We start from the raw sequence: 23,559 nt of genomic DNA, 5'->3' as shown, positions 1-23,559 counted from the left end.
AATGATATGGTAGTTAATGTAATCGGAAGCAAGGCTTTTATAAGCCTTATTTATAGGAGTGCAACAACACAAAACAAGGAGGTATTACATGAACAAACCAGAACTTCAGAACAGGTATCAGCTTTTTATAGGGGGACAGTGGCGTGACGCTTCTGATGGTGAATTCTTTAGTGCCCTGCCAATGGAGAAAAGCTGGCTGAGTGTGCTCAGGCTGCCAAGGAAGACGTGGATGATGCTGTCAGGGAAGCATGGAAAGCATTTGAGACATGGAAGAAGGTTCCTACCAGTGAACGCGCTGCCATCCTGAATAAAATTGCTGACATCATCGACGCGAATACAGAGCACCTGGCTATGGTAGAATCCCTGGACAACGGCAAGCCAATCCGCGAAACCATGGCCATCGATATTCCGCTGAGCGCAAAACACTTCCGCTACTTTGCGGGCTGCATCACGGCAGAGGAAGGCAGCGCCAATATACTGGATGAGCAGTTCCTTTCCCTGATATTACGTGAACCGATTGGCGTTGTAGGACAGATTGTTCCCCGGAACTTCCCGTTCCTTATGGCAGCGTGGAAGCTGGCTCCGGTCCCGGCAGCCGGATGCTGCAGCGTATCTAAACCATCCAGCGACACATCCCTTTCCGTCCTTGAATTTGCCCGCCTGGTACAGGATGTCATTCCTAAAGGCGTATTCAACGTGATAACCGGTTCCGGATCCAAGTCAGGCCAGTATATGCTTGACCACAAGGGCTTCAGAAAGCTGGCATTTACCGGCTCCACCGAGGCAGGACGTCAGGTAGCCCTGGCCGCAGCCGGCCGTCTTATCCCGGCCCCCCTGGAATTAGGAGGAAAATCCGCCAACATCTTCTTCCTGGACTGCAACTGGGAGCAGGCCATTGACGGTCTCCAGTTAGGCATCCTGTTCAATCAGGGCCAGGTATGCTGCGCGGGCTCCCGTGTATTCGTACATGAGGGTATTTATGATAAGTTCCTTGAGGACGCTGTAAAGGCATTTAACAATGTTAAGGTAGGCGTATCATGGGATCCTGAGACCCAGATGGGCAGCCAGATCAACGAACGCCAGCCGGAAAAGATTTTAAGCTATGTGGAAATCGGCAGGCAGGAAGGCGCCCGCCTGATCTGCGGCGGGGAACGCTTAACAGAAGGCGAACTGGCAAAGGGCTGCTTCATGCGTCCCACCCTGCTGGCTGACGTGACCAATGATATGCGTGTTGCCCAGGAGGAGATCTTCGGACCGGTGGCCTGTATCCTTAAATTCAAGGACGAGGACGAGGTCATCCGCATGGCCAACGACAATGCTTACGGCCTTGGCGGCGCTGTCTGGACCCGCGACTTAAACCGCGCCATCCGCGTATCCCGCGGCATTGAGACAGGACGTATGTGGGTCAATACATACAATCAGATTCCGGAGGGCTCACCCTTCGGCGGCTACAAGGAGTCCGGTATTGGCCGTGAGACCCATAAGGTTATTCTGGAGCACTACACACAGATGAAGAATATCATGATTAATCTGTCCGAGGCTCCCAGCGGATTCTATCCTGCAAAGTAATACCTTATATCCGGTTTGCTGCGCAGACCGCTGAATTCATAAAACATATTGTCCTCTCACCTGACGTCCGATTTTCCAACATTTATATTTCTAGTTCCATTCATTCCAAACCCTCTATATTGCATCAATCCATAAATATGGCGCATTCTAAAAACATCCAAAAAGGCATTCAAAAAATTATCCCGTAAAATAGTACCAAATATCACTTGACATATAGTACTGTAACTTTTATAATTACAGATAGCAACTGATGTTTATTTGATTACAGTTTGCTCAGAAAGGAATTGCCATGAACAACAGCCTCACCGGATTTCTCGGTACCTATGCCTCGCCTGAAAGCCTGGGCATTTACCGTTTTACCATTGATTTAAGAAACGGTGCAATGTCTTATCCCGAATTATATTATGAAGCCCCTGATTGTAAGTTTCTTTCCCTGAAGGATTCTCTGCTGGCTTCCCCATTAAAAAGAGAGGGCCGGTCCGGGATATGTCTTTTAGATACGGCCCATAATAAAGATAATGCCTCTGCCTCACCGGCAGCGGAAGTCTTTGAGGAGTCCTCGCCGGCCTGCTACGTGGTCCGGGATGACCGTTATATATACACGGCTAACTACCATGAAGGTACCATACTGATATACGGGATAAAATATGAGGCAGGTTCTCATGGACATGAAAAGCGGCCCGCCCGCCCGTACCTTGAACTGGCCAAAAGAATCCTCATTGCGCCCAAGGCCGGATGCCATCAGATTTTATTTCACAGCCACTATATGATGGTTCCCTGCCTGCTACTGGATAAAGTGATGGTGTTTGACTGTCAGAAGGATTTTTCCCTTGTATCTGAGCTGGCCTTTGACACGGGAACCGGTCCCCGCCACGGAATTTTTGACAGGGACCATAAGCAGTTGTTCCTTGTCAGTGAGCTGAGCAATCAGGTCTTTGTCTACAGTCTGACAGAAGATGCTGCCGCAGGGACGGACAGCAGCCATAACAGTATATCCCTTCCTGACTTTTCCATGAGGCTCCTGCATATCTGTTCCATCCTGCCTTCGGACGCAGTATATGAGGAACCGCCTGCATCGGCTGCCATACGTTTATCGCCGGACGAACGCTTTTTGTATGTGTCCACCCGATTTGCCGAGGTCATAACGGTTTTTAAGATTGACCATGGCTGTCTTGCGCAAATCCAGCAAACAGGATGCGGCGGCATCCATCCCCGCGACATGGTTCTTACGCCGGACGGCCGGTATCTATTGGTTGCCAACCGCACACGGGGCGGCCTTGTAAGCTTTCAGATTAACCAGGAAACAGGTCGGCTCATGGACATATGTTCCCGCGTACCTGCGCCGGAAGCTGTTTCCATTGTTCTTTCCCAACATACTATCTAACCCGGATTTCACCTGATAGGAGGTAACAGAATGACAAAACTTGATATTGGAATCGTAGGACTTTCCGTTATGGGCAGAAGCCTTGCCCTGAATATGGCTGACCACGGATTTAAGGTGGGCGGTTATAACCGCAGCGCCGCTGTCACACAGCAGGTCATGAGAGACCATCCTCATGAGAACCTGACTCCCTTTTATGACCTGAACAGACTGACAGACGCCCTCTCACGTCCCCGTAAGGTAATGCTGATGATCCAGGCCGGCAAACCGGTGGACGCCGTCATAGAACAGCTGGTTCCCCTTCTGGAAGAGGGGGACATGATACTGGACGGAGGGAATTCATTTTTTGAGGATACCAGAAGGCGGGCAGCCCTGCTGGCAGAGAAGGGAATCCACTACCTGGGGGTAGGCATCTCCGGAGGGGAGGAAGGCGCACGGTTCGGTCCCTCCATCATGCCCGGAGGCAATGCCGGTGCTTACGAATCAGTGCGCCCCATACTGGAAGCCATTGCCGCCAGGGCCATGGACGAGCCCTGCTGCTCCTACATTGGCCCGGACGGGGCAGGACATTATGTAAAAATGGTCCATAACGGGATTGAGTACGCGGATATGCAGCTGATTGCAGAATCCTATCTGCTGTTAAAATATGTGGGCGGGTTCACCAATCAGGATCTGGCTCATATCTTTAAATCCTGGAACGACGGGGAGCTTCACAGCTACCTGATTGGCATTACTGCCGGTATCTTCCGGGAGGCTGACGACCTGGCGGACGGAGAGCTCATTGACCGCATCAAAGACAGCGCCAAACAGAAAGGAACCGGAAGGTGGGCCAGCATAGAAGCCCTGAAGCAAGGCGTGGATATCTCCATGATTACCTCTGCCTGCACGGCCCGCATCATGTCCAACCATCTGGATGAAAGAGAAAAAGCATGGGAGCTTATCCATTCCCCGGCTGTCAGCCTCTCCCCTGATAAAGAGGCATTTGCGGCCATGGTCCGCGAAGCCCTGTATACAGGGAAGATCATCGCTTATGCCCAGGGTTTCTCCCTGATGCAGGATGCATCCAGGCTGTACGGCTGGAATCTGGACCTGGGGAAAATTGCTTCCATATTCCGCGCGGGATGCATCATCCAGGCTGTTTTCTTAAATGACATCACCCACGCATTTGAAGCTGAGCCAAAGCCGGAAAGCCTCATATTCGACCGCTTCTTCCTGTCCCGCATCAATGAGCATCAGGACAGCCTGCGCCAGGCTGTCTCCACAGGCGTCATGAACGGCCTTCCCATTCCCGCCCTCTGCAACGCTGTGTCCTACCTGGACGAATTCCGGGCAAAGGCAGCAGGCGCCAATTTAATCCAGGCCCAGCGCGACTGCTTTGGAGCCCACACCTATGAGAGAACAGACCGCGAAGGCGTATTCCACCATGAATGGAGGTGGGCAAATGATAATCAGCACTAACCTTACCATCTTCGGAGGCACCGGGGATCTCACCTTCCGCAAGCTTCTTCCCGCTCTTTACACCATGGATATCACCGGAAAGCTTCCCCAAGACAGCCGCATCACCATCATTGGCCGCCGCGACTACGACAGCAGCCATTACCGTCGGATTTCCAGGGACTGGGTGGAGAAATTCACCCGGCTCTCCTTTGAGGAAAAAGCATTTGACCGTTTCTCAGAAAAAATAGATTATTACCGGATGGATTTTTCCCGTTTGGAAGCATATCATGGGCTGAATCATTATTACAGGGAAAATGATATCAGCTCCCACATCTTTTACTTTGCTGTGGCTCCCCGTTTTTTCAGCGCCATCACAGAGGGACTTAAACTGGTCCATGGTTCCTCCTCCGGCAAAGTGATACTGGAAAAGCCCTTTGGAGAGAATCTGGCCGCGGCCACAGCCCTTAACACAGAGCTGGAGGCATTCTTTGGCCCGGAGCATATTTACCGCATCGATCACTACCTCGGAAAGGAAATGGTCCGCAATATCCAGGCAATCCGGTTTTCCAATCCTATTTTTACAGACGTGTGGAATTCCCGCTATATTGAATCTGTGCAGATTTCCGCCCTGGAGGACATGGGCGTGGAAACCCGCGGCGGTTACTATGATGCCAGCGGCGCCCTGAAAGATATGGTACAGAACCATCTGTTCCAGATTCTGTCCATCATGGCCATGGAGCGGCCGGAGGAATTTAGTCCCAGAGGGCTGCACGATGCCCAGCTGGATGTCTTCCGCTGTTTGCGGCCGGCGGATGAAACGTCCATAGAAAGCACTCTGGTCCTGGGACAATACGAGGGCTACCGCGGCGAACCTCTTGTAAAACCGGATTCACAGACAGAAACCTATGGAGCCCTGCGCCTTTTCATTGACAATGAACGCTGGAAAGGAACCCCCTTTTACATCCGGACCGGAAAAAAGACAGGGAAACGCGAGATTGAACTGGCTGTCATTTTCCGCCGGCCTTATCCGGACGTGGAGCCCAACATACTAATCATTAAGATTCAGCCGACGGAAGGCGTTTATCTGCAGTTTAATATTAAACGTCCCGGTGATTCTGAGGATATCATTCCGGCCAAGATGGATTTCTGCCAGAACTGCAGTCTCATTCATCAGCTCAACACCCCGGAGGCCTATGAACGTCTTATCACTGCCTGTATGGCGGGGGAGCGCTCCTGGTTCTCACAATGGGACCAGATAGAGCTGAGCTGGAATTACATCAGCCATCTGAAGAAACTCCATGCGGGAAAGCAGCTTCCGGTGTATCCTTATAAGCCCGGAACCCATGGACCGGCTGAAGCGAACCGTATGCTGGAACAGTACGGGCATAGCTGGCTGTAGGCGGCCGTGACGGCTGCAGGCCAGCCGCAAGGCGGCCTGCACGTTCATGTGGCAGCCGCGTCCCGGACATGACAGGAGGCGCTGACATGGATTACCCCATGGCAGCCGTCCGTCTCAAGGCCATGACCGGCATATTGGAAACAGGGCTATTTGACGATATATGCGGGAAAATCATAGTCCGGACTGAAAACGGAACCGAAGAACATTTTCATAACTGATATGCGGATTCAGACTTTACAGAAAAATCCCGGGCTCTGATTCATGCAGAATCCGGGACCTTTTAATTATATATATGATTAATCTCGGCAGACAGCGCAAACAATCAGACAATTCATCAAACTGCCTATGCCGACTTTGCCCTAGTACAGCATTGCCAAAATAATAATGAATAGACGTTGCTTTTTTATTGTAGTCGGTGCATAATAATTCTATCACTAAAGAATGGATGGGTTATTATGCGAAGGAAAACAATTGATACTATCCCGGTTTTATCTGATGCCATGAAAAACATATTATCTGCTTTTTCAAAAAGCCGCTCCCTTCCGTCAGGACTGGTCAAAAGAGCCAGCATTGTCCTGCTTGCGTCACAGGGGGAACTCAACCAGAATATTGCACCACAGGTCGGGCTTCATTATAATAATGTTGCCACCTGGCGCAGTCGGTTCCTCGCGGCGCTCCCAGCCTTGCGGAGGATTGAAATGGACGACCCGAAAAAGCTTGAAGATGAGATACGGGCAGTCCTGTCCGATAAAAAACGCCCCGGTGCCCCGTCTGTTTTTACGCCGGACCAGATCATGCGGATCATCGACCTTGCCTGCAGCAGCCCAAATGATTTTGGGTACGAAGTAAGCCAGTGGAGTCTCCCGCTGTTAGTGGCAGAAATTAAAAAGCAGGGGATCGCTGAACAGATTTCTGAGAAATCTGTCAGCCGTTTTTTAAAAATGAGGTAGATTTACATCCCCACAAAATCCGTTACTGGCTTCATTCTTCGGAAAAGACGGAAGCCCCGGAATCTTTTGCGCGGAAAGTAAACGAAATCTGCGGCCTGTACCAGAGTGCCCAGGAACAAAGCCGGGAAGGTGCACACATTGTTTCCACGGATGAAATGACCGGGGTACAAGCGCTGGAACATAAATATCCTGACAAGCTCCCATTACCCGGCCAGTGCGCCAAAATGGAGTTTGAGTATATCCGCCATGGCACGACCAGCCTCATCGGGTTCTTTGATGTTGCAACGGGCCGTATGGAAATGCCGTATTTAAACTCCACACGCACAGAAGAGGATTTTGTGGAAGCCGTGAAAGCATTGGTAGGGACAGACCCGCAAGCCCCATGGACATTTATATGCGATGGCCTAAACACCCATAAATCGGAAGCCCTTGTCCGCTTTGTGGCAGAAGCCTGTGCCCTTGGCGTGGAACTGGGCAAAAAAGGGAAAACAGGGATCCTTAAAAGTATGGAAAGCCGAGCGGATTTCCTGCATGACCCTTCCCACCGGATCCGCTTTGTCTATACTCCGAAACACAGTTCCTGGATGAACCAGATTGAGATATGGTTTGGCATCATTAACCGGAAGCTGCTGAAGCGGAAAAGCTACCTATCAATAGAAGAACTGGAAGCAAGCATCCTGCGCTTTATTGAACAATACAATCTTACAGCACACCCATTTAAGTGGACATATGCCGGGATACCATTAGTAATTTAATCACTGATATTTAAGCAATGCTGTACTAGCAGCCGCCTTATCCTCCAGCTTGGACACAAACACCGTACCCGCAAGATCTCCCAGGCAGTTGTTGGTGGTGGTTCCCATGTCAAACAGGCGGTAGAACGCAGCTATGATTCCCACAATCTCTGTAGGCAGGCCAAATGCAGTTACCATGACCAGAAGCTTTACGATACCGCTTCCGGGGATACCGCCGCCGCCAGTGGAAAGAATGGCCGACATCAGGATGATTTTCACCATGGTTCCCAGGGTGACAGGAACGCCGATGGTCTGGCTGATAAACAGGATAACACAGCCGTACAGTGCCACACTGGAGCAGGTGGAGATGGTGTATACCCACAGCTCGGCACTGTCCTTCAAAAACTTGAGCGGATTGATTCCTGCCGTCACCCAGATGACCGTACAGTAAACCAGTACCACATGCACCAGGCAGGCCAGATAATAGGTGCCTACAAGGGTTGCCATGCTGGTAAAGATGCCGGCTCCGTACTTTCCGAAGGAATCTCCCATCAGGAAGAATACGCCGATTGGAGATACCAGCATAATCATGTTAATCAGCGAAAATACCATATCATTGAGCACGTTCATGCCCTTGATTGCCTTCTCCTTGTGCTCCGGATTCTTCATCCTTAAAATCGCCACGCCCAGCAGAATTGCGATGACTACGGTCTGAAGGATATTGCCGTCCGCAAAGGTCTGAGTAATGTTGGAAGAAAACATTCCTGTAAAGAAATCAGCTACCGTGATGTCCGCGCTGCCAGTTACCTCCTTAGATGCCAGTCCTGTAAAATTGGCTATGGCGCCGGGCTTTACAATGGATGTAACCAGGATGCCGATGGCGCAGGCAACCAGTGTGGTGACAATATAATATGCCATAATACGGAAGCTGATTCTTCCCAGCGTCTTCATATCCTTCTGAGAAACAACACCCGTCACAATGGTGACAAGTACCATTGGCACCACAATCATTTTAATACAATTCAGCCAGATAGTTCCGATAAACCCGACTTTGGTCATTGGTTCCCCGATAACGATTCCCAAAACCGCTCCCAACAACATGGCTGCAAATATCTGCGTCGATAAACCTATCTTTCCATTTTCTACAGATGCAATATAGGTGCGGTCCAGGCCTGCCTTAAACGCCAAAGACTCTTGACTTAATAATAGTTCTTTTCTTAATTGGCGTATCCTGTTGCCAACTTTTATTTTTATATCGCCAGAAAACTCCATCTCCCTCACCTCTCTTACAGGTAAGAGTAACGAAATGTGACTTATTTATCAACGGACTATGAGTCACATATATCTATACCACATAAATATTTTATTCCCCGGAAAATGAAAAGTCTCCCAAAGGGACATCCACCGCGTTCACCTCAAACTCATCTTGCATATATCCCATGAAATTTGCATATATCCCATGAAATCATAATTGGAAGACACAAAAAATGCATGACACACCCTCCGGTCCATCATGCATTTTATTTTTCAACTATACATTTCTTCCCATTTCATATGCCTGCTTCACAGCAGGTGTCCCCTTGATTTCTCCTGCCTGCCAGGCACCAGTTCCATATATAATTCCCTTCTCCCTGGCTCCAGTCAGACAATCCTGCGTAAATCCCCGGAATCCTTCAATGGTGCGCTCCATCATCTTCCGTTCCGTATCCGCGGCGGCTACTATAAAATAAAAATCCTTATTCTGAATTTCTGTATACCTGGGAACCGTGCGGTCAATCAATGTTTTCATCTGTGCATCCATGGTATAAAAGTACACTGGCGTGGCCAATACAATGACATCCGCCTCCACCATTTTATCCAGTATCTCCGCCATATCATCCTTTTGAACACACTTATGAGTGGTATTACAGACGCCGCATCCTATGCAATATTCGATATTCTTACTGGCCAGAAAAATCTTTTCCGCATGATTTCCAGATTCCTGTGCGCCGCGGATAAACTCATCGCAGAGTGTATCGGAATTACCGCCTTTCCTTGGGCTTGCTGATATAACTAATACATTTTTATTCATATGTAAATCTCCTCTCGTTTTGTTATCTCTCATCATTCTATCATCTGGAGCTAACTTCAAGTCAAGAAGTTTTTATCGTCCCTTTATCGTTCCTTTATCGTCCCTCCCATAAACTTAAGTTCCACTTCCCATCATTCACCTCAATTTCCACCCTGCCCCAATATGGCCCTGCGCTTCATCCAATAATACGCAAACCCGGTACAATCCGCCAAAAACCAGCCAATAGGCACTGATACCCATATTCCCACAACACCAATGCCCGGAATCGCTGACAGGATATAAGCGAGAACCACCCTGGTTCCCAATGAAATGACCGTCAGCACCACGGACATCTCCGGTTTTCTCACAGCGCGGTACAGGCCGTACAGCAGGAACAGACATCCAATACCGCAGTAAAATGTCCCCTCAATCCGAAGATACTGCACTCCCACCGCCAATATCTCAGCCTCCTGGGGCTGTACAAAAACAAGCATCAGCTCCCTTGCGAACACACATACAATAAACGATATCACCAGGCAAAACAGGACGGAAGCTGTAACAGCGCTTTTGATTCCTTTTTCCACCCGGTCATGCCTGCCCGCCCCATAATTCTGGGCTATGAAAGTGGAAAACGCGTTTCCGAAATCCTGCACCGGCATATAGGCAAAGGAATCTATTTTCACTGCTGCTGCAAATGCCGCCATAACCACAGCGCCAAAGCTGTTGACCAGTCCCTGGACCATCAATATACCGAAATTCATCACAGACTGCTGAACGCAGGTCAAAAACGAAAAACCGGATATTTCCGCCAGAACCTTCCGGTCCATTTTCATATAGCTTCTGTTTATCCTGAATTCAGGCATCTTTAAATATGTATACAGACAGATTCCAATGCCTGACACAAACTGGGAAACAACAGTGGCTGCACCGGCACCGGCAACACCCCATTTAAAGACAAGGACAAATACCAAATCCAATCCCACATTCAGCAGGGCTGAAATGCCAAGAAACACCAGCGGTATAAAAGAGTTCCCTACGGCTCTCAGCAGACAGGCAAAATAGTTGTACAAAAACACAGCGCTGATGCCAAAAAATATGACCCACAGATATTCTCGCATAAAGCCATAGATTTCCACGGGTACACACAACAGGTACATAATTGGGTCAATAAACAGGAAAACCGCAGTATTCAGAACCAGAGCCACTGCCGCTACAAGTACAAACGACACGAACATGCTGGATTTAAGCATTCTCTCATTCTTTTCACCATAGCGCAGGGAAAACACAGCCCCGCTTCCCATGCACAGCCCCAGAAGAATGGAGGTAAGAAATGACATCAGCGCATAGGCGGCCCCAACAGCCGCCAGTGCCTGTACCCCCAGATACCGGCCCACAATCAGTGTATCCGCTATATTATAAAACTGCTGCAAAAGATTTCCTGTTATCATGGGAAGTGCGAACCGCAGCATGGTTCCTGTAATGGAACCTGTAGTCAAATCTCTATGCATTTCCCTTACTTCCTTCTATGAATGATCGAAATATCTTTCCCGCATCAGCGTCACCCGGAGACATGAACTCCGGATGCCACTGCACAGCCTGTATGTACTCCCTGTCAGGCGCGTATATCCCTTCCACCAGTCCGTCCTCTGCCACGGCCGTGGCCTTAAGCCCCGGAGCCAACTTTTTGATTCCCTGGTGGTGATAACTGTTCACTCCCATGCTGTTCCTTCCCAGGAGTTTGCATAACGGTCCGTCTTGCACCAGTTCCACCTGATGGCAGACACGGCTGTACGGCGGCTTCATATGATGCTCTATGCTGCACGTACCCTGAAATTCGGAGGGCAGATCCTGAAACAGAGTGCCTCCCATAAGAACATTAATCAATTGCAGACCCCGGCAGATTCCAAGTACCGCCTTGTGGTCCTCCCACGCCATGCGGAACACGTTTTGTTCCAGCCGGTCCCTCTCCATACAGGCAGGACCGCACAGGCCGCTCTTCTCCTCACCGTATAGAGATGGGTCCACATCATGTCCGCCTGTAAACAGATACCCGCTGCACATGCTGTTTATCTGGCGTAAATCCGCCTGGTCACAGACAAGCGGCAATATCATGGGAACTGCGCCTGCCCGGCGGATTCCGTCCATATATCCGGGTACCATCCAGATACTGTCCTTTTCCTCGTCAAATAATGGTATAATTCCAATCACCGGTTTCATGTGCACTTACCTCGTTTCTTTCTCACTGCTTTCGCATCAATCCATCCTGCTGCCCCTCATCATGGACACAGTATACCACAAACTTCCATTAATTTACAGATAATCTCCCTGTTAGTATTCTGATTGATTTGGCTGGCCCTGATTCCCTCCTGTTCCGGGTCCTCCCCGCATACATCCACTCCTATTATACCGCGGCAGAACGCCGCCTCTTTTATGCAGGCCAGCACATCCTCCAGCTGCGTCTCTCCCTGGTCCCAATTAGTGACTGCGCAGGATCGGTTCAGAATATCCTTATCCAGTGATATATAGAGAGGCAGCCCGGAGTCCTCCATATAGCGGCTGATACACCCCGGCACCTTCAGTTCCTCTTCATTGATTCCAACTACCCGATTCCCGTCAGCTTCCGCTTCCATACAGGGCGGCCCTGCCAGATAGACCCGCTTCAGCCCCGTATTTGTATCCAAAGCAGCCTGAATCCAACCGCCGCAGGACAGGATATTCCCAAATATAGGCATCTGCATATCTGTATGGTGATCGAACACCAGCAGTTCAAATTCTCCCTCTACCTTATCCAGCCATATTTTACTCACATAATGGTAATTTCCTGAATCCAGGAAATGAATTCCGGAGGGCCCCATTGGGCGGATTCTCTCCTTAATGGCTGCCTCCGCCTCCTCGTCACAGTAACAATTAGTGCCCTGTATATCTCTAAGGTCCAGCCACACAGCGCCCAAATCCCCGTAAAATTCCTGTTTTTCATATGCTCCCGTAAAATTCATAATGACAATATTGTTATTCTCAAGCTTTTTATTTTCAAGCAAACCCATTCACTGCCTGTCCTTTCATCCATGATTCTATATATGCTTTTCCTGGCGCCTTCCCAAAGGCTCTTTCCAAGAGGCTCTTTCCCAGAATCTCTTTTACAACCATTGTATCAGAATAACCTCAAATAAGAAACCGCCTGCAAATAATAATTTTATAATAATAGTAATTATTATTGATTTTATGGAATTTATATGATACAATACAACTATCTTACATATTATCAATTATACGTGGTAAAATCAAACTATAGCCGAAAAGGCAAAAGAGACACAGGAGGGGTACATTTTATGGATTCAAAAGCATTTTTCAAATTAAGTTACGGCGTTTACATTATTTCCACCAGCGCAGACGGCAGGGAAAGCGGCTGTGTCATCAACACTCTGACCCAGGTTACATCATCTCCCGCCAGGTTATCCATTGCTCTTAACAAGGAAAACTATACATTTAAGCTGATTGAGACATCCGGCACTTTCTCCGCGGTGGTACTTTCCGACGATGTGGAAATGGATCTGATTAGACGTTTTGGTTTCCAGTGCGGCAAGGATGTGGAGAAATACGACGGCATTCCACATGGACGGGACAGTCTCTATAATCCATATCCCACAGAAGGCGTCTGTGCCCGGTTCACCTGCCGTGTTGTATCCTCCATGGACGTGGGAACCCATATGATTATTGTGGGCGAGGCAGTGGAGGCAGAAGTCCTGGATTCCCAGACACCGGCGCTTACCTATTCCAATTACCATCTGAAGAAAAACGGAACTACTCCGCCAAAGGCTCCTTCCTATCAGGCGGACACTGACAAGGTTACCGGATGGCGCTGCTCCGTATGCGGATATATTTTGGAGTCTGAGACATTGCCTCCTGACTTTATCTGTCCGGTCTGCGGCAAGGATGCCAGCTATTTCGTAAAACTGTAGCCTCCTTATTGTTCTGTTACGTGAACTGTTACAAAATACCCCTGAAAACAGCTGATTCATACCCATAAGCTGTTTTCAGGGGTATTTTATGTCCTCTGGATATATCTTACTTCTGACCGGACTCGTTCCTATCCCGGTTTTCTTCCTTATCATTGGTAACGTTGCCGTCTCCGCTGACTGGTATGGCATCTCCCAGATAGGTGGGCTTAGGCATTACAATGGTATAAATCAAATCCTTGGGTCTGGCCAGCAGTTCTCTCAGGTCCCTCATTTTCTGGCCGCCGTACTGCCTGGGATCTGACTCCACGCCGTATGCCTCCATCCCCATGGCCTGCGCCACATAAAGAGCCCGGTACATATGATAGCGCTGGGTAACAATGATAATCTTCTTTACCTGGAAAATGTCCCTGGCCCGGTACATGCTCTCATAGGTGGAGAATCCTGCGTGATCCATGAAAATATCCCCGGAAGGAATGCCCTCATCAATGGCATACTGCTTCATCCGGTTTACCTCGTCATAGTTCGCACGACCATGGTCTCCGCTCATGAGAAGGCGGTCCGACACACCGCCCTCATACAGCTCTATTCCCTTGTCCAGCCTGTCCCGAAGCATGCCGGATGGCGTGCCGTCGGGCCTGACACTGCAGCCCAGTACCATGATACAGTCCACATCTCCAAGGGCTGCCGCATCATCCGCGCTGATGATATTGGGTTTTTCTCGCCGGATCATGTACAGGTTTATGAGGAACAGAACCAGACATCCTGCCAGTCCCAATACCAGAAGTATCTTAACCGCTTTTTTCAGAATCGCTATTTTATCCATTCCACTCTTCCTTCTCTTACGGAGCGCCGACGGGGTCAAAAAAACCGCTCTTCCCGGCAAAATGCAGAGATTTGCGGCTTTTGATGCGTATGTCAGGTCAATCCTTATTTAACAGCAATTGCCTCGATTTCACACAGAACGCCCTTTGGAAGGGTCTTAACTGCCACACAGCTTCTGGCTGGTTTGGAAGTGAAATACTTAGCATATACTTCGTTAAATGTTGCAAAATCGCCCATATCTGCCAGGAAGCAGGTGGTCTTAAATACCTTGTCAAAGCCGCTGCCTGCTGCTTCCAGGATGGCGCCTACGTTCTTGCAGCTCTGTTCAGCCTGTCCTGCGATGTCCTCTGCAACGCTGCCGTCTGCCGGATTTACCGGTATCTGACCGGATGTGTAGATAACTCCATTAACCTCAAATCCCTGGGAGTATGGTCCGATTGCGCCTGGTGCCTTTTCTGTGCTGATTACGTTCATTTTAAATCCTCCTTGTTCTTAGGGGAAATGCCCGTACAATATGTATTCCCCATTATATTGATTTTCATTCTCACGCGACATGCGCGAACCCCAAAATTATTATATCGGATTATTAGAGATGTTGCAAGATAAGGCGGAGATTCTTCTTTGTATTTTTTGCCGTGCTATTTTTTCCATACAATGCCTGCAAGGAGGTTTCTTCGGAAAATGATACTCTTTTTTCAGCATAATGCATAGATATGCACCAATGTATTATGTAATATGTACGAATTTTAAATTAATTATTGATTTATTTTGTGTGATGTGTTTATAGTTAGGATGATTAATAGTTAATATAGTTAACAGTATACGACTTTACAACTTTTTAAGAAAAAAATATCGTACAGGACACTTTGGTGTATAATTAGTTTGCCAACAAAATATACAAAGGAAAGTGACCCTGTACGACAAACTCATTATACAACGAAAAGAACCTGATTGGTAGACTTCATCAATATTTTTCCATCTATTTTAAAACCTTTTCTTCCCCTGCCGCGGAGACTTTATTCCTACTGGCTTTATCCATACTTGCCATGGAATCGGCGGATTCCATCCGTTCCCTCTACCGACATTTTTTGTCTGCCATCACCCAAAAGTCACTGACTGCTTTTTATTATGCCTGTTCCTACTCCAAAGCAGACTATTCCAGATTCATGAATGTAACGGCATCCCTGGCTTTAAAACTCATTCCTGACTCCCTGAAGTCACAGCCGGTCTTCTTCTGCATTGATGATACCATGATTTCTAAATTTGGAAGGAAATTTGAAGATGTTTCAAAACCTTTTGACCATGCAGCACACAATGGCTCCAACTATCTGAACGGCCATTGCTTTGTCAGCCTCATGCTTTGTGTCCCCATATGGAGCAACCGTCGGATTGCTTATCTGGCGGTCCCTCTCGGTTACCGCATGTGGCAGAAAAAACAATCGAAACTGGAGCTTGCCGCAGCCATGGTGCCTCAGGTCATGCCCTCTTTTGCTTCTCAGAAGAATGTCATAATCCTTTGTGACAGCTGGTACGCCAAGAAAAATCTCGCCTGTATTGTTGATGAATATCCAAATCGGGATTTGATCTGTAATGCCAGGGCTGACTCTGTTATTTATGACCTTGCCCCATAGCCAACCGGCAGAAGAGGCAGGCCCGCAAAGCATGGGGAACGCCTTTCTATTAAAGAGGACTTCACTCTTTCTGCTGAAAAGATAGGGGATTACTACATGGGTGTACGCCGGGTCCTTACCAATATCTTCGGGCAAAGGGAGGTTCTCGCCTATGTAACTTCTACAGAGAAAACCGGCGGCTCCAGACGCCTGTTTTTCAGTACGATTATTCCAGAGCAGATGCAGATATTCTGCGCATGGCAGGAAAAGGCGCCGCTAAACCAGACCGGGAGTGAGCGTATGCAGTTCATCCCATTATTGTGTTACACATTTCGCTGGAATATCGAGGTGAGTTATTATGAACAGAAAACGTTCTGGTCGTTATGCAGCTATATGTTACGCAGTCGGAAGGGAATCGAAATGTTGGTTAATCTGATCAACATCTCGTATTGTGCCATGAAGATACTGCCATATCAGGAAGAATCATTTTCAAAGTACCGTACAGAAAGTGTGCAGGAATTTCGGTTTGCCCTTAGTGAGCAAATCCGGCAGCAGGTATTTTATGCCACTTTCGTGAGAAATATCGAAACCAGCATAAAATCCAGTGTAGTTATGAAAGCTTTAAAACAGTTAATTCGGCAACAGTGCTGGCATTTATAAAAGTTGTAAAGTCGTGTAAACAAAATAAACCATATTTTTAGACGGAACACTTACTGAACTTTCCAACAAATATTTAGGTAAGGATTTCTCCAAAGAACTTACCTTGGAAGAAATCCAGCAGTAACATATCAGGAGGGTGAATGAAATGGATGCACGAGAGTATGAAAGTTTTTCTGTAAATAGCTATTAAGCATTAGGTCTTCTATGATAAAATCTATTATCATAAGGAGGCCTATTATTATGGCAAGAAGAGAAAAACAGCCCGTACACAAAGTAGTCATGACGGAGGGGAAAAGGAACATCGTCCATCAGCTCCTGGAAGAGTATGACATCCAGACTGCGGAGGATATCCAGGAAGCCCTCAAAGACCTGCTGGGGAGCACCCTGAAGGAGATGATGGAAGCGGAGATGGATGAGCATCTCGGCTATGGGAGGTCAGAACGGTCGGATTCGGATGATTACCGCAATGGCTACAAGCCCAAGCGGATCAACAGCAGCTTCGGGAGCATGGACATCCAGGTGCCCCAGGACAGGAAGTCCACGTTTGAACCCCAGGTGGTAAGAAAGCGCCAGAAGGACATTTCCGGCATTGACCAGAAGATCATATCCATGTATGCAAAAGGCATGACAACCCGCCAAATCTCGGATACCTTGATGGACATTTATGGTTTTGAGGCTTCGGAAGGGTTCATCTCGGACGTGACGGACAAGATACTGCCGCAGATTGAAGACTGGCAGAACCGCCCGCTGGAGGAAGTCTATCCCGTGGTCTACATCGACGCAATCCATTATTCCGTGCGGGAGGACGGGGTAATCCGCAAGCTTGCCGCCTATGTCATCCTCGGCCTTACGCTGGAAGGTAAAAAGGAAGTCCTGAGCATACAGATCGGGGAGAATGAAAGCTCCAAGTACTGGCTCTGCGTTCTGAACGAGTTGAAGAACCGCGGTGTGAAGGATATCCTCATTCTCTGCTCGGACGGGCTCACGGGCATTAAGGAAGCCATAACGGCGGCATTCCCGAAGACGGAGCAGCAGCGCTGCATCGTACATATGGTACGGAACACGCTGAAATACGTCTCCGACAAGGACCGGAAAGCATTTGCCACGGACCTGAAAACCATCTACCATGCCGCAAACGAGGAAAAGGCGCTGGAGGCGCTGGAGAAGGTGACGGAAAAGTGGACGCCAAAGTACCCCAACTCAATGAAACGCTGGCATGACAACTGGGATGTGGTATCCCCCATCTTCAAGTTTTCCATGGAGGTCAGGAAGGTGATCTATACTACCAACGCGATCGAGAGCCTCAACTCTACCTACCGGAAGCTCAACCGCCAGCGGAGCGTGTTCCCGGGCAGCACGGCGCTCTTAAAGGCTCTGTACCTGGCCACGTTCGAGGCGACGAAGAAGTGGACCATGCCCATCCGCAACTGGGGGCAGGTCTATGGGGAACTGTCCATTATGTACGAAGGCAGACTGCCGGAATAAGAGCGCACAGGCATAGGTGTACACCTATCCGGAAAGGAGCTTTCCATGTATGGATTTTCAAAATACGATGCTCAGGACAGGTACGACAGCTATAATACTGTACAGGTGAAGTTAAAACTGAATATGAAGACAGATGCAGATATCCTGGCCTGGGTCAGACAGCACAAATATGGCAGGGACACTTCCGTCCAAGGGGCCATCAAGACCCTGATACGGGAAGACATCGCCAGAGGCCAGGCCGATGGGACACAAGGTTAATCCCTCTGCATTTTACATTCGTTGGCTGTCTGCAGCTCTGACAGGGATTCCATGATAGACAGGTAATCGATCCCCTCCACAACAGTCCCTGTGCCAGGGTCAAACAGTTCATCGTCTGCGGTGGCTTTCGGGTCATAGGATTTCAGTTCACTGTCATACCAGCTATAGATATCACTGTATAAGTCGGCTGCATGATCCAGCAGGGACTGCAGTCCATTGATCTTTGCCCTGATATCTTCAGGTACAAAGGGATCGTCTGTTTTTAGCTTCATGGCACACCTCCTGATGTTTTCCTGTAAGAAGTGTACCATAATTTGATGGGATTTTCCAATACATCTTGACAGAATCCAAAAGCATCCGTATAGTAAAGGTAGGTGGTCACGACATCCACCTACCTTTCTCATTAACTTATCATAGAAGATCTCAATTTACAGACTTTTTTTCATACTCTCGGATGCACGTTCAATCGAAATATTAACCTCATCATTTTGGCCTATTTTAAAAGCGGGAATCTCTTTTACGATACCTCTGACATTGATTTCATTCGCCCTTGGAACAACGTTAGCGGTCTTCGTAGCCATTATCCACATATCCAAAGTGCCGGCTTTAAACAAAATCTGTGAGTTATATGTCTGGGTTATACGCGGCACTCCTCTGCTTGTGCAGTTGTTCCTTTTATTTTTCGGACTTCCCAAAGTAGGCGTTGTCATTAATCCAATGCCTTCAGGAATATTGGTTTTTACCTTAAGCATCGGTGCTTACAGTTCAGAAATAATCAGGGCCGCCATCCTGTCCATACCCAAAGGCCAGTGGTAGGCGGCCATGTCACTGGGAATGAGCTATCCCCAGCAGTTTTTAAGAATCATACTTCCCCAGGCGTTTAAGATATCCGTACCGCCTCTCTTTCACAGCTTTATTGCCCTTGTTAAGGATACATCTCTCGCGGCCAACATAACCATTCCCTAGATGTTCCTGACTACCCAGAGAATAACTGCCAGGAATTATGAACCTCTTCTCATGTACATTGAGGTCGGATTTATTTACCTTATATTTTGTACGGTCCTGAATTATGTGCAGAACCGGATAGAAAATAAACTCATGCTGACTCCTACGGATAAGAAAAAAAATCAAAGAAATTACAGATACACAGGTCTAGGGAGGTGCCATATGCTGCAGATAAAACATTTAAACAAATATTTTGGAGATAATCATGTGCTGAATGACATCAGTCTGGAAATCGAATCGCACAAGACCATGGCTATCATAGGTTCCTCCGGCTCAGGAAAATCCACATTGCTTCGGTGCATCAATCTTCTGGAAGATCAGGCTGGTGTGGACGGTGTCCAGGTGGAAAATATATGGGATATCCCCTATCTGCGCAGTGAGAATATCGGATATGAAACCGCCGCTGCCCTGGCAGTTGGAATCCATGCGGTCCGCAATAAAGTCTCCATTCCGGTTGGAGCCGAATGCCACATGAATGGCGCCGACTGTGCAATGGCCTGCGCGGTAGCAGCCGGAGCAAGCTGGATACGTGTATTCGAATGGTGTAATGCATTTGTATCCCAATCCGGCTTCATCAATGCCATGGGCGCCAATGTGTCCCGCATGAGGAGCCGGCTAAAGGCTGACCAGATTCTGGCCCTGTGTGATGTGAACGTCAAACACGGAAGTCATTACATCATCCACGACCGGAGCGTAGCGGAACAGGCCATGGATATCGAATCCCAGGATGGTGACGCAGTCATTGTCACAGGATTTGATACGGGTACCCCACCATCCGTGGAAAACATATCAAAATGCAAAAAATCCACTTCGCTTCCCATACTCATAGGCAGCGGCCTTAACAGCAGTAATGTAAACGAACTCCTGACAGCCGCGGCCGGTCACACCAAATTTCCATATGTGTCAGATACCTGCCTGCCCCTTCTTCTGTTCCAGATGGGCAAGCAGGTACTCTTTCGTATTCCTCTGAGGTTCCTCCAATACCATATCCAGAAGCCGGGCCAGCGTGCTGCCCACTTCCCTGCCAGGCTTCACCCCTGCACCCATAATGTCATGACCCGAGACAGCCAGGGTCTTCAGGCTGATGCAATCTCCGTTCCTGCGAATTTCCTCTGTCAAATCTCTGACTTGGCGCAGCCACCGCAATTCCCCGTCATTGGACGCCGCCTCAGAAAGGCACATCTTAAGTGTGAGCAAATCATCAAACAGCTCCGGCTCCATCTGGCTCATGGCACGGCGGATGGATGCCCTGGACGGCTCCCTGCCATCCTTTATGACATCCCTCATGCCATCTTCCATACCGTCCTGAAATCCCACCTTCTTTCCCTGCCACTCCACCAGAATTCTTACCCTGTAGATGGTGTCATTGTCCAGCTTTAAATCCTTCAGTATATCCGCTGCCTGGGAAGCACTGCAATTCCTCAAAAAAGCAGCCCAGCGCATATGCTTTACTGCCGGAATTCCGGCGGGAATGGACGGCACAGCCCAATTCCCTGACTCCCCGGCATAAGCCCCGTGAAATTTCTCTGACACATAGGGACTGATTCCGGTCTCATACACCCGCAGGATATAATCCGGATGGGAACTCAGCAGAAGCTTGGTCAGCTCCACCTGAATCCGTTCCTTACTCACATGGACCATGTTAGGCGCAATTGTCCTGATGGCCTCATAGGTGCGTTCTTCTATGGAGAAGCCCAGCTGGGCCGAAAAACGGATGGCCCGCAGGATTCTGAGGGCATCCTCTGTAAAGCGGTCCATGGGCTCCCCCACGCACCGGATGATTCCCTTCTCCAAATCCTCCACACCTCCGAATTTATCTACAAATCCCGTATGGCTGTTATAGGCCATGGCATTGATGGTAAAGTCCCGGCGTTTTAAATCCTCCACCAAATCCGGAGTGAACTCCACACTGTTGGGATGGCGTCCGTCCGAGTACTCTCCGTCAATACGGTAAGTTGTTACCTCATACCCCTCCTTCCCCATCATCACGGTCACTGTGCCGTGCTGTATGCCGGTATCCACAGTACGCCGGAACACCTCCTTTACCTGCCCCGGCAGGGCGCTGGTGGTGATATCCCAGTCCCCCGGCTCCCTGCCCAAAAGCATATCCCTGACGCATCCGCCTACCACGTATGCCTCATATCCGTGTTCATTCAGTTTATTAATAATCTCCTCTGCGGGAACGGGTATTCTGATTTCCATGTCTGTCTGCTTCCTCATACTATATTCATTTTATGATTAACACTGCCACGGTCTTATTCTATCAGCTTTTCCTGTCCTTTTCCAGAAATATTTTAACTACATATTATAACAACATATTCAGCGGGTATGGAAAATGGCAGATGCAGGTCCACTCCCGCATCTGCCATATCTATTTACTTCTTTAGTACGCCTTGCCCCAATAAACCATCTTCTTCGCCGGCTTCCCGCAGCAAACGCATTTATCGGACAGGTTCTCCTGCTCAAAGGGTATGCATCTGGATGTGGCTCCGGCCACCTCCTTGATTTTCTCCTCACACTCCAGGCAGCCGCACCACATGGCTTTTACAAAGCCCGGCTTATTGTTGACGGTATCCACAAATTCATCCCAACCGGCCGCTGTATAGGTGTGGGCATCCCTGTGCTTCCTTGCCTTCTCCAGCATGGCGTCATGGATGGTATCCAGCATTTCACCTGCTCTTGACTCCAGTTCATCCAGGGATACGAAGCTCTTCTCATGGTTGTCTCTGCGCACCAGCACTGCCTGGTTCTTCTCTATATCCTTTGGCCCAATCTCCACACGAAGAGGCACGCCGCGCATCTCACAGTCAGCGAACTTCCAGCCCGGGCTCTTGTCCGTATCATCCACCTTTACGGCGAATCCTGCCTTTGTAAGGCGCTCCTTCAGCTCATATGCCTTATCCAGCACGCCTTCCTTCTGCTGCTGTACCGGTACCACCATAATCTGGACCGGAGCGATTCTCGGAGGAAGCACCAGACCGTTGTCATCGCCGTGCACCATGATGATGGCGCCGATGATACGGGTGCTCACGCCCCAGGATGTCTGGTGTACATACTTTAATGTATTATCCTTGTCCGTAAACTGGATGTTAAATGCCTTTGCAAATCCGTCACCGAAGTTATGGCTGGTACCTGACTGCAGGGCTTTTCCATCATGCATCAGAGATTCTATGGTGTAGGTTGCCTCTGCTCCGGCAAACTTCTCCTTATCGGTTTTCTGACCCTTAATGACAGGAATGGCCAGCACTTCCTCACAGAAGTCCGCATACAGGTTCAGCATCTGAATTGTTCTGGCCTCGGCCTCCTCGGCTGACGCATGGGCCGTATGGCCTTCCTGCCACAAAAACTCCCTGGAGCGCAAGAACGGACGTGTGGTCTTTTCCCATCGCACAACGGAACACCACTGGTTATAGACTCTGGGAAGGTCGCGGTAGGAGTGGATGTCCTTTGCGTAAAAATCACAGAACAGAGTCTCAGAGGTAGGCCTTACGCACATGCGCTCCTGAAGTTCCTCCAGTCCTCCATGAGTTACCCATGCCACCTCAGGCGCAAATCCTTCCACATGGTCCTTTTCCTTCTCTAACAGGCTCTCCGGTATGAAGATAGGCATGTATACGTTCTGCACCCCTGTCTCCTTAAACCTTCTGTCCATTTCCTTCTGGATGTTCTCCCAGATTGCATAGCCGGCCGGCTTAATCACCATGCATCCCTTGACGCTGGCATAATCGCACAGCTCCGCCTTCTTTACCACATCCGTATACCACTGGGCGAAATCCTCATCCATGGATGTGATGGCCTCTACCATTTTCTTGTTGTCTGCCATGATTTTTCTCCTTTTCGTTATTTACATTGACCCTTGCATATCTTACATTATGAAATAAAAAGAGCCACCCAATCCCCTGTGCCGCGTGCACAAGGGACCGAATGACTCGGCGGTACCACCCTTATTAACCATCGGGCTTAAAACGTGTCTGAAAATTCATTCCCGCCATCTGCGCGCCCTCATGGTTCTCTCATCATCCGTTAACGCCGGACATACGCTGCATTCATCATACAGGACTCCAGGGCGGGTTCAGCATCTGCCAACCGTAAGGACCTCTCACCTGCGGTCCTCTCTCTGTGACGTGCAATCACGCTTACTGTTCCCTTTCCATGTCATATCTATGAATTGGTCATTTCTTTATGTAAGAATGATTTTACGTCAGTTTTGGGACTTTGTCAACCACAGAATCGCCATATG

General features: G+C 48.8%; 21 protein-coding genes, 4 pseudogenes and 1 other annotated feature. Of the genes and pseudogenes, 15 read left to right on the top strand and 10 right to left on the bottom strand.

Translation table 11 applies throughout. The annotated features are described in order from the left end of the window. Positions 1 to 88: 88 nt before the first annotated feature. From LA360_RS20600 to LA360_RS20575, 7 genes and pseudogenes are all read left to right on the top strand, one after another. Positions 89 to 1,569: pseudogene (locus tag LA360_RS20600) on the top strand (aldehyde dehydrogenase family protein). A gap of 289 nt (positions 1,570 to 1,858) precedes the next feature. Beyond that, the gene (locus tag LA360_RS20595) at positions 1,859 to 2,953 is read left to right on the top strand and encodes a lactonase family protein (RefSeq protein WP_022202379.1); all 1,095 of its coding nucleotides are present in this window, start codon (positions 1,859 to 1,861) and stop codon (positions 2,951 to 2,953) included. A 30-nt stretch (positions 2,954 to 2,983) separates the two neighbouring features. Next, positions 2,984 to 4,408 (top strand): NADP-dependent phosphogluconate dehydrogenase, encoded by a 1,425-nt coding sequence (gndA, locus tag LA360_RS20590; RefSeq protein ID WP_022202378.1) that lies wholly within the window; start codon positions 2,984 to 2,986, stop codon positions 4,406 to 4,408. After that, on the top strand, positions 4,392 to 5,786 hold the full coding sequence (gene zwf, locus LA360_RS20585) for a glucose-6-phosphate dehydrogenase (protein ID WP_057572150.1): 1,395 nt from the start codon (positions 4,392 to 4,394) through the stop codon (positions 5,784 to 5,786). The genes gndA and zwf overlap by 17 nt, the downstream gene beginning before the upstream one ends. Positions 5,787 to 5,872: 86 nt before the next feature. Next, positions 5,873 to 6,004, top strand: a complete 132-nt coding sequence (locus tag LA360_RS29800; protein ID WP_002585636.1) for a hypothetical protein — start codon at positions 5,873 to 5,875, stop codon at positions 6,002 to 6,004. 237 nt (positions 6,005 to 6,241) lie between these two features. Beyond that, the gene (locus LA360_RS20580) at positions 6,242 to 6,736 is read left to right on the top strand and encodes a helix-turn-helix domain-containing protein (RefSeq protein ID WP_089776580.1); all 495 of its coding nucleotides are present in this window, start codon (positions 6,242 to 6,244) and stop codon (positions 6,734 to 6,736) included. Continuing rightward, complete coding sequence (locus LA360_RS20575) at positions 6,706 to 7,491, top strand: transposase (RefSeq protein ID WP_112481403.1); 786 nt, start codon at positions 6,706 to 6,708, stop codon at positions 7,489 to 7,491. The genes LA360_RS20580 and LA360_RS20575 overlap by 31 nt, the downstream gene beginning before the upstream one ends. Here the strand turns inward: LA360_RS20575 and LA360_RS20570 are convergent, their stop codons facing one another. The 5 genes from LA360_RS20570 to LA360_RS20550 form a co-directional block, all read right to left on the bottom strand. Then, positions 7,492 to 8,742, bottom strand: coding sequence for a cation:dicarboxylate symporter family transporter (locus LA360_RS20570; RefSeq protein WP_112481536.1), 1,251 nt, complete (start codon positions 8,740 to 8,742; stop codon positions 7,492 to 7,494). A 259-nt stretch (positions 8,743 to 9,001) separates the two neighbouring features. Then, positions 9,002 to 9,541: a flavodoxin family protein gene (locus LA360_RS20565; protein WP_022202375.1), complete on the bottom strand. Its 540-nt coding sequence runs from the start codon at positions 9,539 to 9,541 to the stop codon at positions 9,002 to 9,004. Between the two features lie 140 nt (positions 9,542 to 9,681). Beyond that, the gene (locus LA360_RS20560; protein WP_057572148.1) at positions 9,682 to 11,028 is read right to left on the bottom strand and encodes an MATE family efflux transporter; all 1,347 of its coding nucleotides are present in this window, start codon (positions 11,026 to 11,028) and stop codon (positions 9,682 to 9,684) included. After that, complete coding sequence (locus LA360_RS20555; protein ID WP_022202373.1) at positions 11,021 to 11,737, bottom strand: gamma-glutamyl-gamma-aminobutyrate hydrolase family protein; 717 nt, start codon at positions 11,735 to 11,737, stop codon at positions 11,021 to 11,023. The genes LA360_RS20560 and LA360_RS20555 overlap by 8 nt, the downstream gene beginning before the upstream one ends. 59 nt (positions 11,738 to 11,796) lie before the next feature. Then, on the bottom strand, positions 11,797 to 12,564 hold the full coding sequence (locus LA360_RS20550; RefSeq protein WP_112481535.1) for a hypothetical protein: 768 nt from the start codon (positions 12,562 to 12,564) through the stop codon (positions 11,797 to 11,799). Between the two features lie 285 nt (positions 12,565 to 12,849). On the opposite strand from LA360_RS20550, the gene LA360_RS20545 reads away from it, so the two are divergent. After that, a complete protein-coding gene (locus tag LA360_RS20545) occupies positions 12,850 to 13,479 on the top strand; it encodes a flavin reductase (RefSeq protein WP_022202371.1) in 630 nt (209 codons plus the stop codon). 106 nt (positions 13,480 to 13,585) lie between these two features. Here LA360_RS20545 and LA360_RS20540 read toward each other — a convergent pair whose 3' ends face one another. Both LA360_RS20540 and LA360_RS20535 read right to left on the bottom strand, forming a co-directional pair. Continuing rightward, complete coding sequence (locus LA360_RS20540) at positions 13,586 to 14,302, bottom strand: SanA/YdcF family protein (RefSeq protein ID WP_022201159.1); 717 nt, start codon at positions 14,300 to 14,302, stop codon at positions 13,586 to 13,588. A 104-nt stretch (positions 14,303 to 14,406) separates the two neighbouring features. Next, positions 14,407 to 14,775, bottom strand: a complete 369-nt coding sequence (locus LA360_RS20535; RefSeq protein ID WP_002566105.1) for a RidA family protein — start codon at positions 14,773 to 14,775, stop codon at positions 14,407 to 14,409. Positions 14,776 to 15,248: 473 nt separating this feature from the next. Between LA360_RS20535 and LA360_RS32195 the strand changes: the two genes are divergently transcribed. From LA360_RS32195 to LA360_RS20520, 4 genes are all read left to right on the top strand, one after another. After that, positions 15,249 to 15,932: an IS701 family transposase gene (locus LA360_RS32195; protein ID WP_465245340.1), complete on the top strand. Its 684-nt coding sequence runs from the start codon at positions 15,249 to 15,251 to the stop codon at positions 15,930 to 15,932. Positions 15,933 to 16,028: 96 nt separating this feature from the next. Continuing rightward, a complete protein-coding gene (locus LA360_RS32190) occupies positions 16,029 to 16,571 on the top strand; it encodes a hypothetical protein (protein WP_330411115.1) in 543 nt (180 codons plus the stop codon). 279 nt (positions 16,572 to 16,850) lie between these two features. Next, the gene (locus LA360_RS20525) at positions 16,851 to 18,056 is read left to right on the top strand and encodes an IS256 family transposase (protein WP_173876956.1); all 1,206 of its coding nucleotides are present in this window, start codon (positions 16,851 to 16,853) and stop codon (positions 18,054 to 18,056) included. Positions 18,057 to 18,101: 45 nt separating this feature from the next. Continuing rightward, entirely contained in the window at positions 18,102 to 18,314 is a 213-nt protein-coding gene (locus tag LA360_RS20520; RefSeq protein ID WP_112481534.1) for a hypothetical protein, read from the top strand. Here LA360_RS20520 and LA360_RS20515 read toward each other — a convergent pair. Then, a complete protein-coding gene (locus tag LA360_RS20515; protein ID WP_002583244.1) occupies positions 18,311 to 18,586 on the bottom strand; it encodes a hypothetical protein in 276 nt (91 codons plus the stop codon). The two genes, LA360_RS20520 and LA360_RS20515, sit on opposite strands and share 4 nt — an antisense overlap. Before the next feature lie 172 nt (positions 18,587 to 18,758). On the opposite strand from LA360_RS20515, the pseudogene LA360_RS31980 reads away from it, so the two are divergent. From LA360_RS31980 to LA360_RS31970, 3 pseudogenes are all read left to right on the top strand, one after another. Continuing rightward, positions 18,759 to 19,470 (top strand): annotated as a pseudogene (locus LA360_RS31980) (amino acid ABC transporter permease). Between the two features lie 11 nt (positions 19,471 to 19,481). Further along, positions 19,482 to 19,634, top strand: a pseudogene (locus tag LA360_RS31975) (ATP-binding cassette domain-containing protein); the annotation flags it as partial. 12 nt (positions 19,635 to 19,646) lie between these two features. Next, positions 19,647 to 20,141, top strand: a pseudogene (locus tag LA360_RS31970) (BtpA/SgcQ family protein); the annotation flags it as partial. Positions 20,142 to 20,222: 81 nt separating this feature from the next. On the opposite strand, the gene LA360_RS20500 reads toward LA360_RS31970, so the two are convergent. Both LA360_RS20500 and proS read right to left on the bottom strand, forming a co-directional pair. After that, positions 20,223 to 21,521 (bottom strand): CCA tRNA nucleotidyltransferase, encoded by a 1,299-nt coding sequence (locus tag LA360_RS20500; protein ID WP_057572618.1) that lies wholly within the window; start codon positions 21,519 to 21,521, stop codon positions 20,223 to 20,225. 181 nt (positions 21,522 to 21,702) lie between these two features. Next, positions 21,703 to 23,142, bottom strand: coding sequence for a proline--tRNA ligase (gene proS / locus LA360_RS20495; protein WP_022202269.1), 1,440 nt, complete (start codon positions 23,140 to 23,142; stop codon positions 21,703 to 21,705). A gap of 89 nt (positions 23,143 to 23,231) precedes the next feature. Continuing rightward, positions 23,232 to 23,481, bottom strand: a binding site (T-box leader). Positions 23,482 to 23,559: the final 78 nt, after the last annotated feature.

The organism is Enterocloster clostridioformis (assembly GCF_020297485.1).
Classification (GTDB): Bacteria; Bacillota; Clostridia; order Lachnospirales; family Lachnospiraceae; genus Enterocloster; species Enterocloster clostridioformis.
Note: the sequence above shows the minus strand (reverse complement) of the source record. Positions and strands in the feature narration are given on the sequence as shown.

Excerpts from the sequence above, each read along its gene's own strand:
- LA360_RS20540 (WP_022201159.1), bottom strand. The coding sequence starts at position 14,302 with ATGGATAAAATAGCGATTCTGAAAAAAGCGGTTAAGATACTTCTGGTA.
- LA360_RS20520 (WP_112481534.1), top strand. The coding sequence starts at position 18,102 with ATGTATGGATTTTCAAAATACGATGCTCAGGACAGGTACGACAGCTAT.
- LA360_RS20580 (WP_089776580.1), top strand. The coding sequence starts at position 6,242 with ATGCGAAGGAAAACAATTGATACTATCCCGGTTTTATCTGATGCCATG.
- LA360_RS20515 (WP_002583244.1), bottom strand. The coding sequence starts at position 18,586 with ATGAAGCTAAAAACAGACGATCCCTTTGTACCTGAAGATATCAGGGCA.
- LA360_RS20555 (WP_022202373.1), bottom strand. The coding sequence starts at position 11,737 with ATGAAACCGGTGATTGGAATTATACCATTATTTGACGAGGAAAAGGAC.
- LA360_RS20500 (WP_057572618.1), bottom strand. The coding sequence starts at position 21,521 with ATGGAAATCAGAATACCCGTTCCCGCAGAGGAGATTATTAATAAACTG.
- LA360_RS20535 (WP_002566105.1), bottom strand. The coding sequence starts at position 14,775 with ATGAACGTAATCAGCACAGAAAAGGCACCAGGCGCAATCGGACCATAC.
- LA360_RS20550 (WP_112481535.1), bottom strand. The coding sequence starts at position 12,564 with ATGGGTTTGCTTGAAAATAAAAAGCTTGAGAATAACAATATTGTCATT.
- LA360_RS20595 (WP_022202379.1), top strand. The coding sequence starts at position 1,859 with ATGAACAACAGCCTCACCGGATTTCTCGGTACCTATGCCTCGCCTGAA.
- LA360_RS29800 (WP_002585636.1), top strand. The coding sequence starts at position 5,873 with ATGGATTACCCCATGGCAGCCGTCCGTCTCAAGGCCATGACCGGCATA.
- LA360_RS20565 (WP_022202375.1), bottom strand. The coding sequence starts at position 9,541 with ATGAATAAAAATGTATTAGTTATATCAGCAAGCCCAAGGAAAGGCGGT.
- gndA (WP_022202378.1), top strand. The coding sequence starts at position 2,984 with ATGACAAAACTTGATATTGGAATCGTAGGACTTTCCGTTATGGGCAGA.
- LA360_RS20560 (WP_057572148.1), bottom strand. The coding sequence starts at position 11,028 with ATGCATAGAGATTTGACTACAGGTTCCATTACAGGAACCATGCTGCGG.
- LA360_RS20570 (WP_112481536.1), bottom strand. The coding sequence starts at position 8,742 with ATGGAGTTTTCTGGCGATATAAAAATAAAAGTTGGCAACAGGATACGC.
- LA360_RS32190 (WP_330411115.1), top strand. The coding sequence starts at position 16,029 with ATGGGTGTACGCCGGGTCCTTACCAATATCTTCGGGCAAAGGGAGGTT.
- LA360_RS20525 (WP_173876956.1), top strand. The coding sequence starts at position 16,851 with ATGACGGAGGGGAAAAGGAACATCGTCCATCAGCTCCTGGAAGAGTAT.
- zwf (WP_057572150.1), top strand. The coding sequence starts at position 4,392 with ATGATAATCAGCACTAACCTTACCATCTTCGGAGGCACCGGGGATCTC.
- LA360_RS20545 (WP_022202371.1), top strand. The coding sequence starts at position 12,850 with ATGGATTCAAAAGCATTTTTCAAATTAAGTTACGGCGTTTACATTATT.
- proS (WP_022202269.1), bottom strand. The coding sequence starts at position 23,142 with ATGGCAGACAACAAGAAAATGGTAGAGGCCATCACATCCATGGATGAG.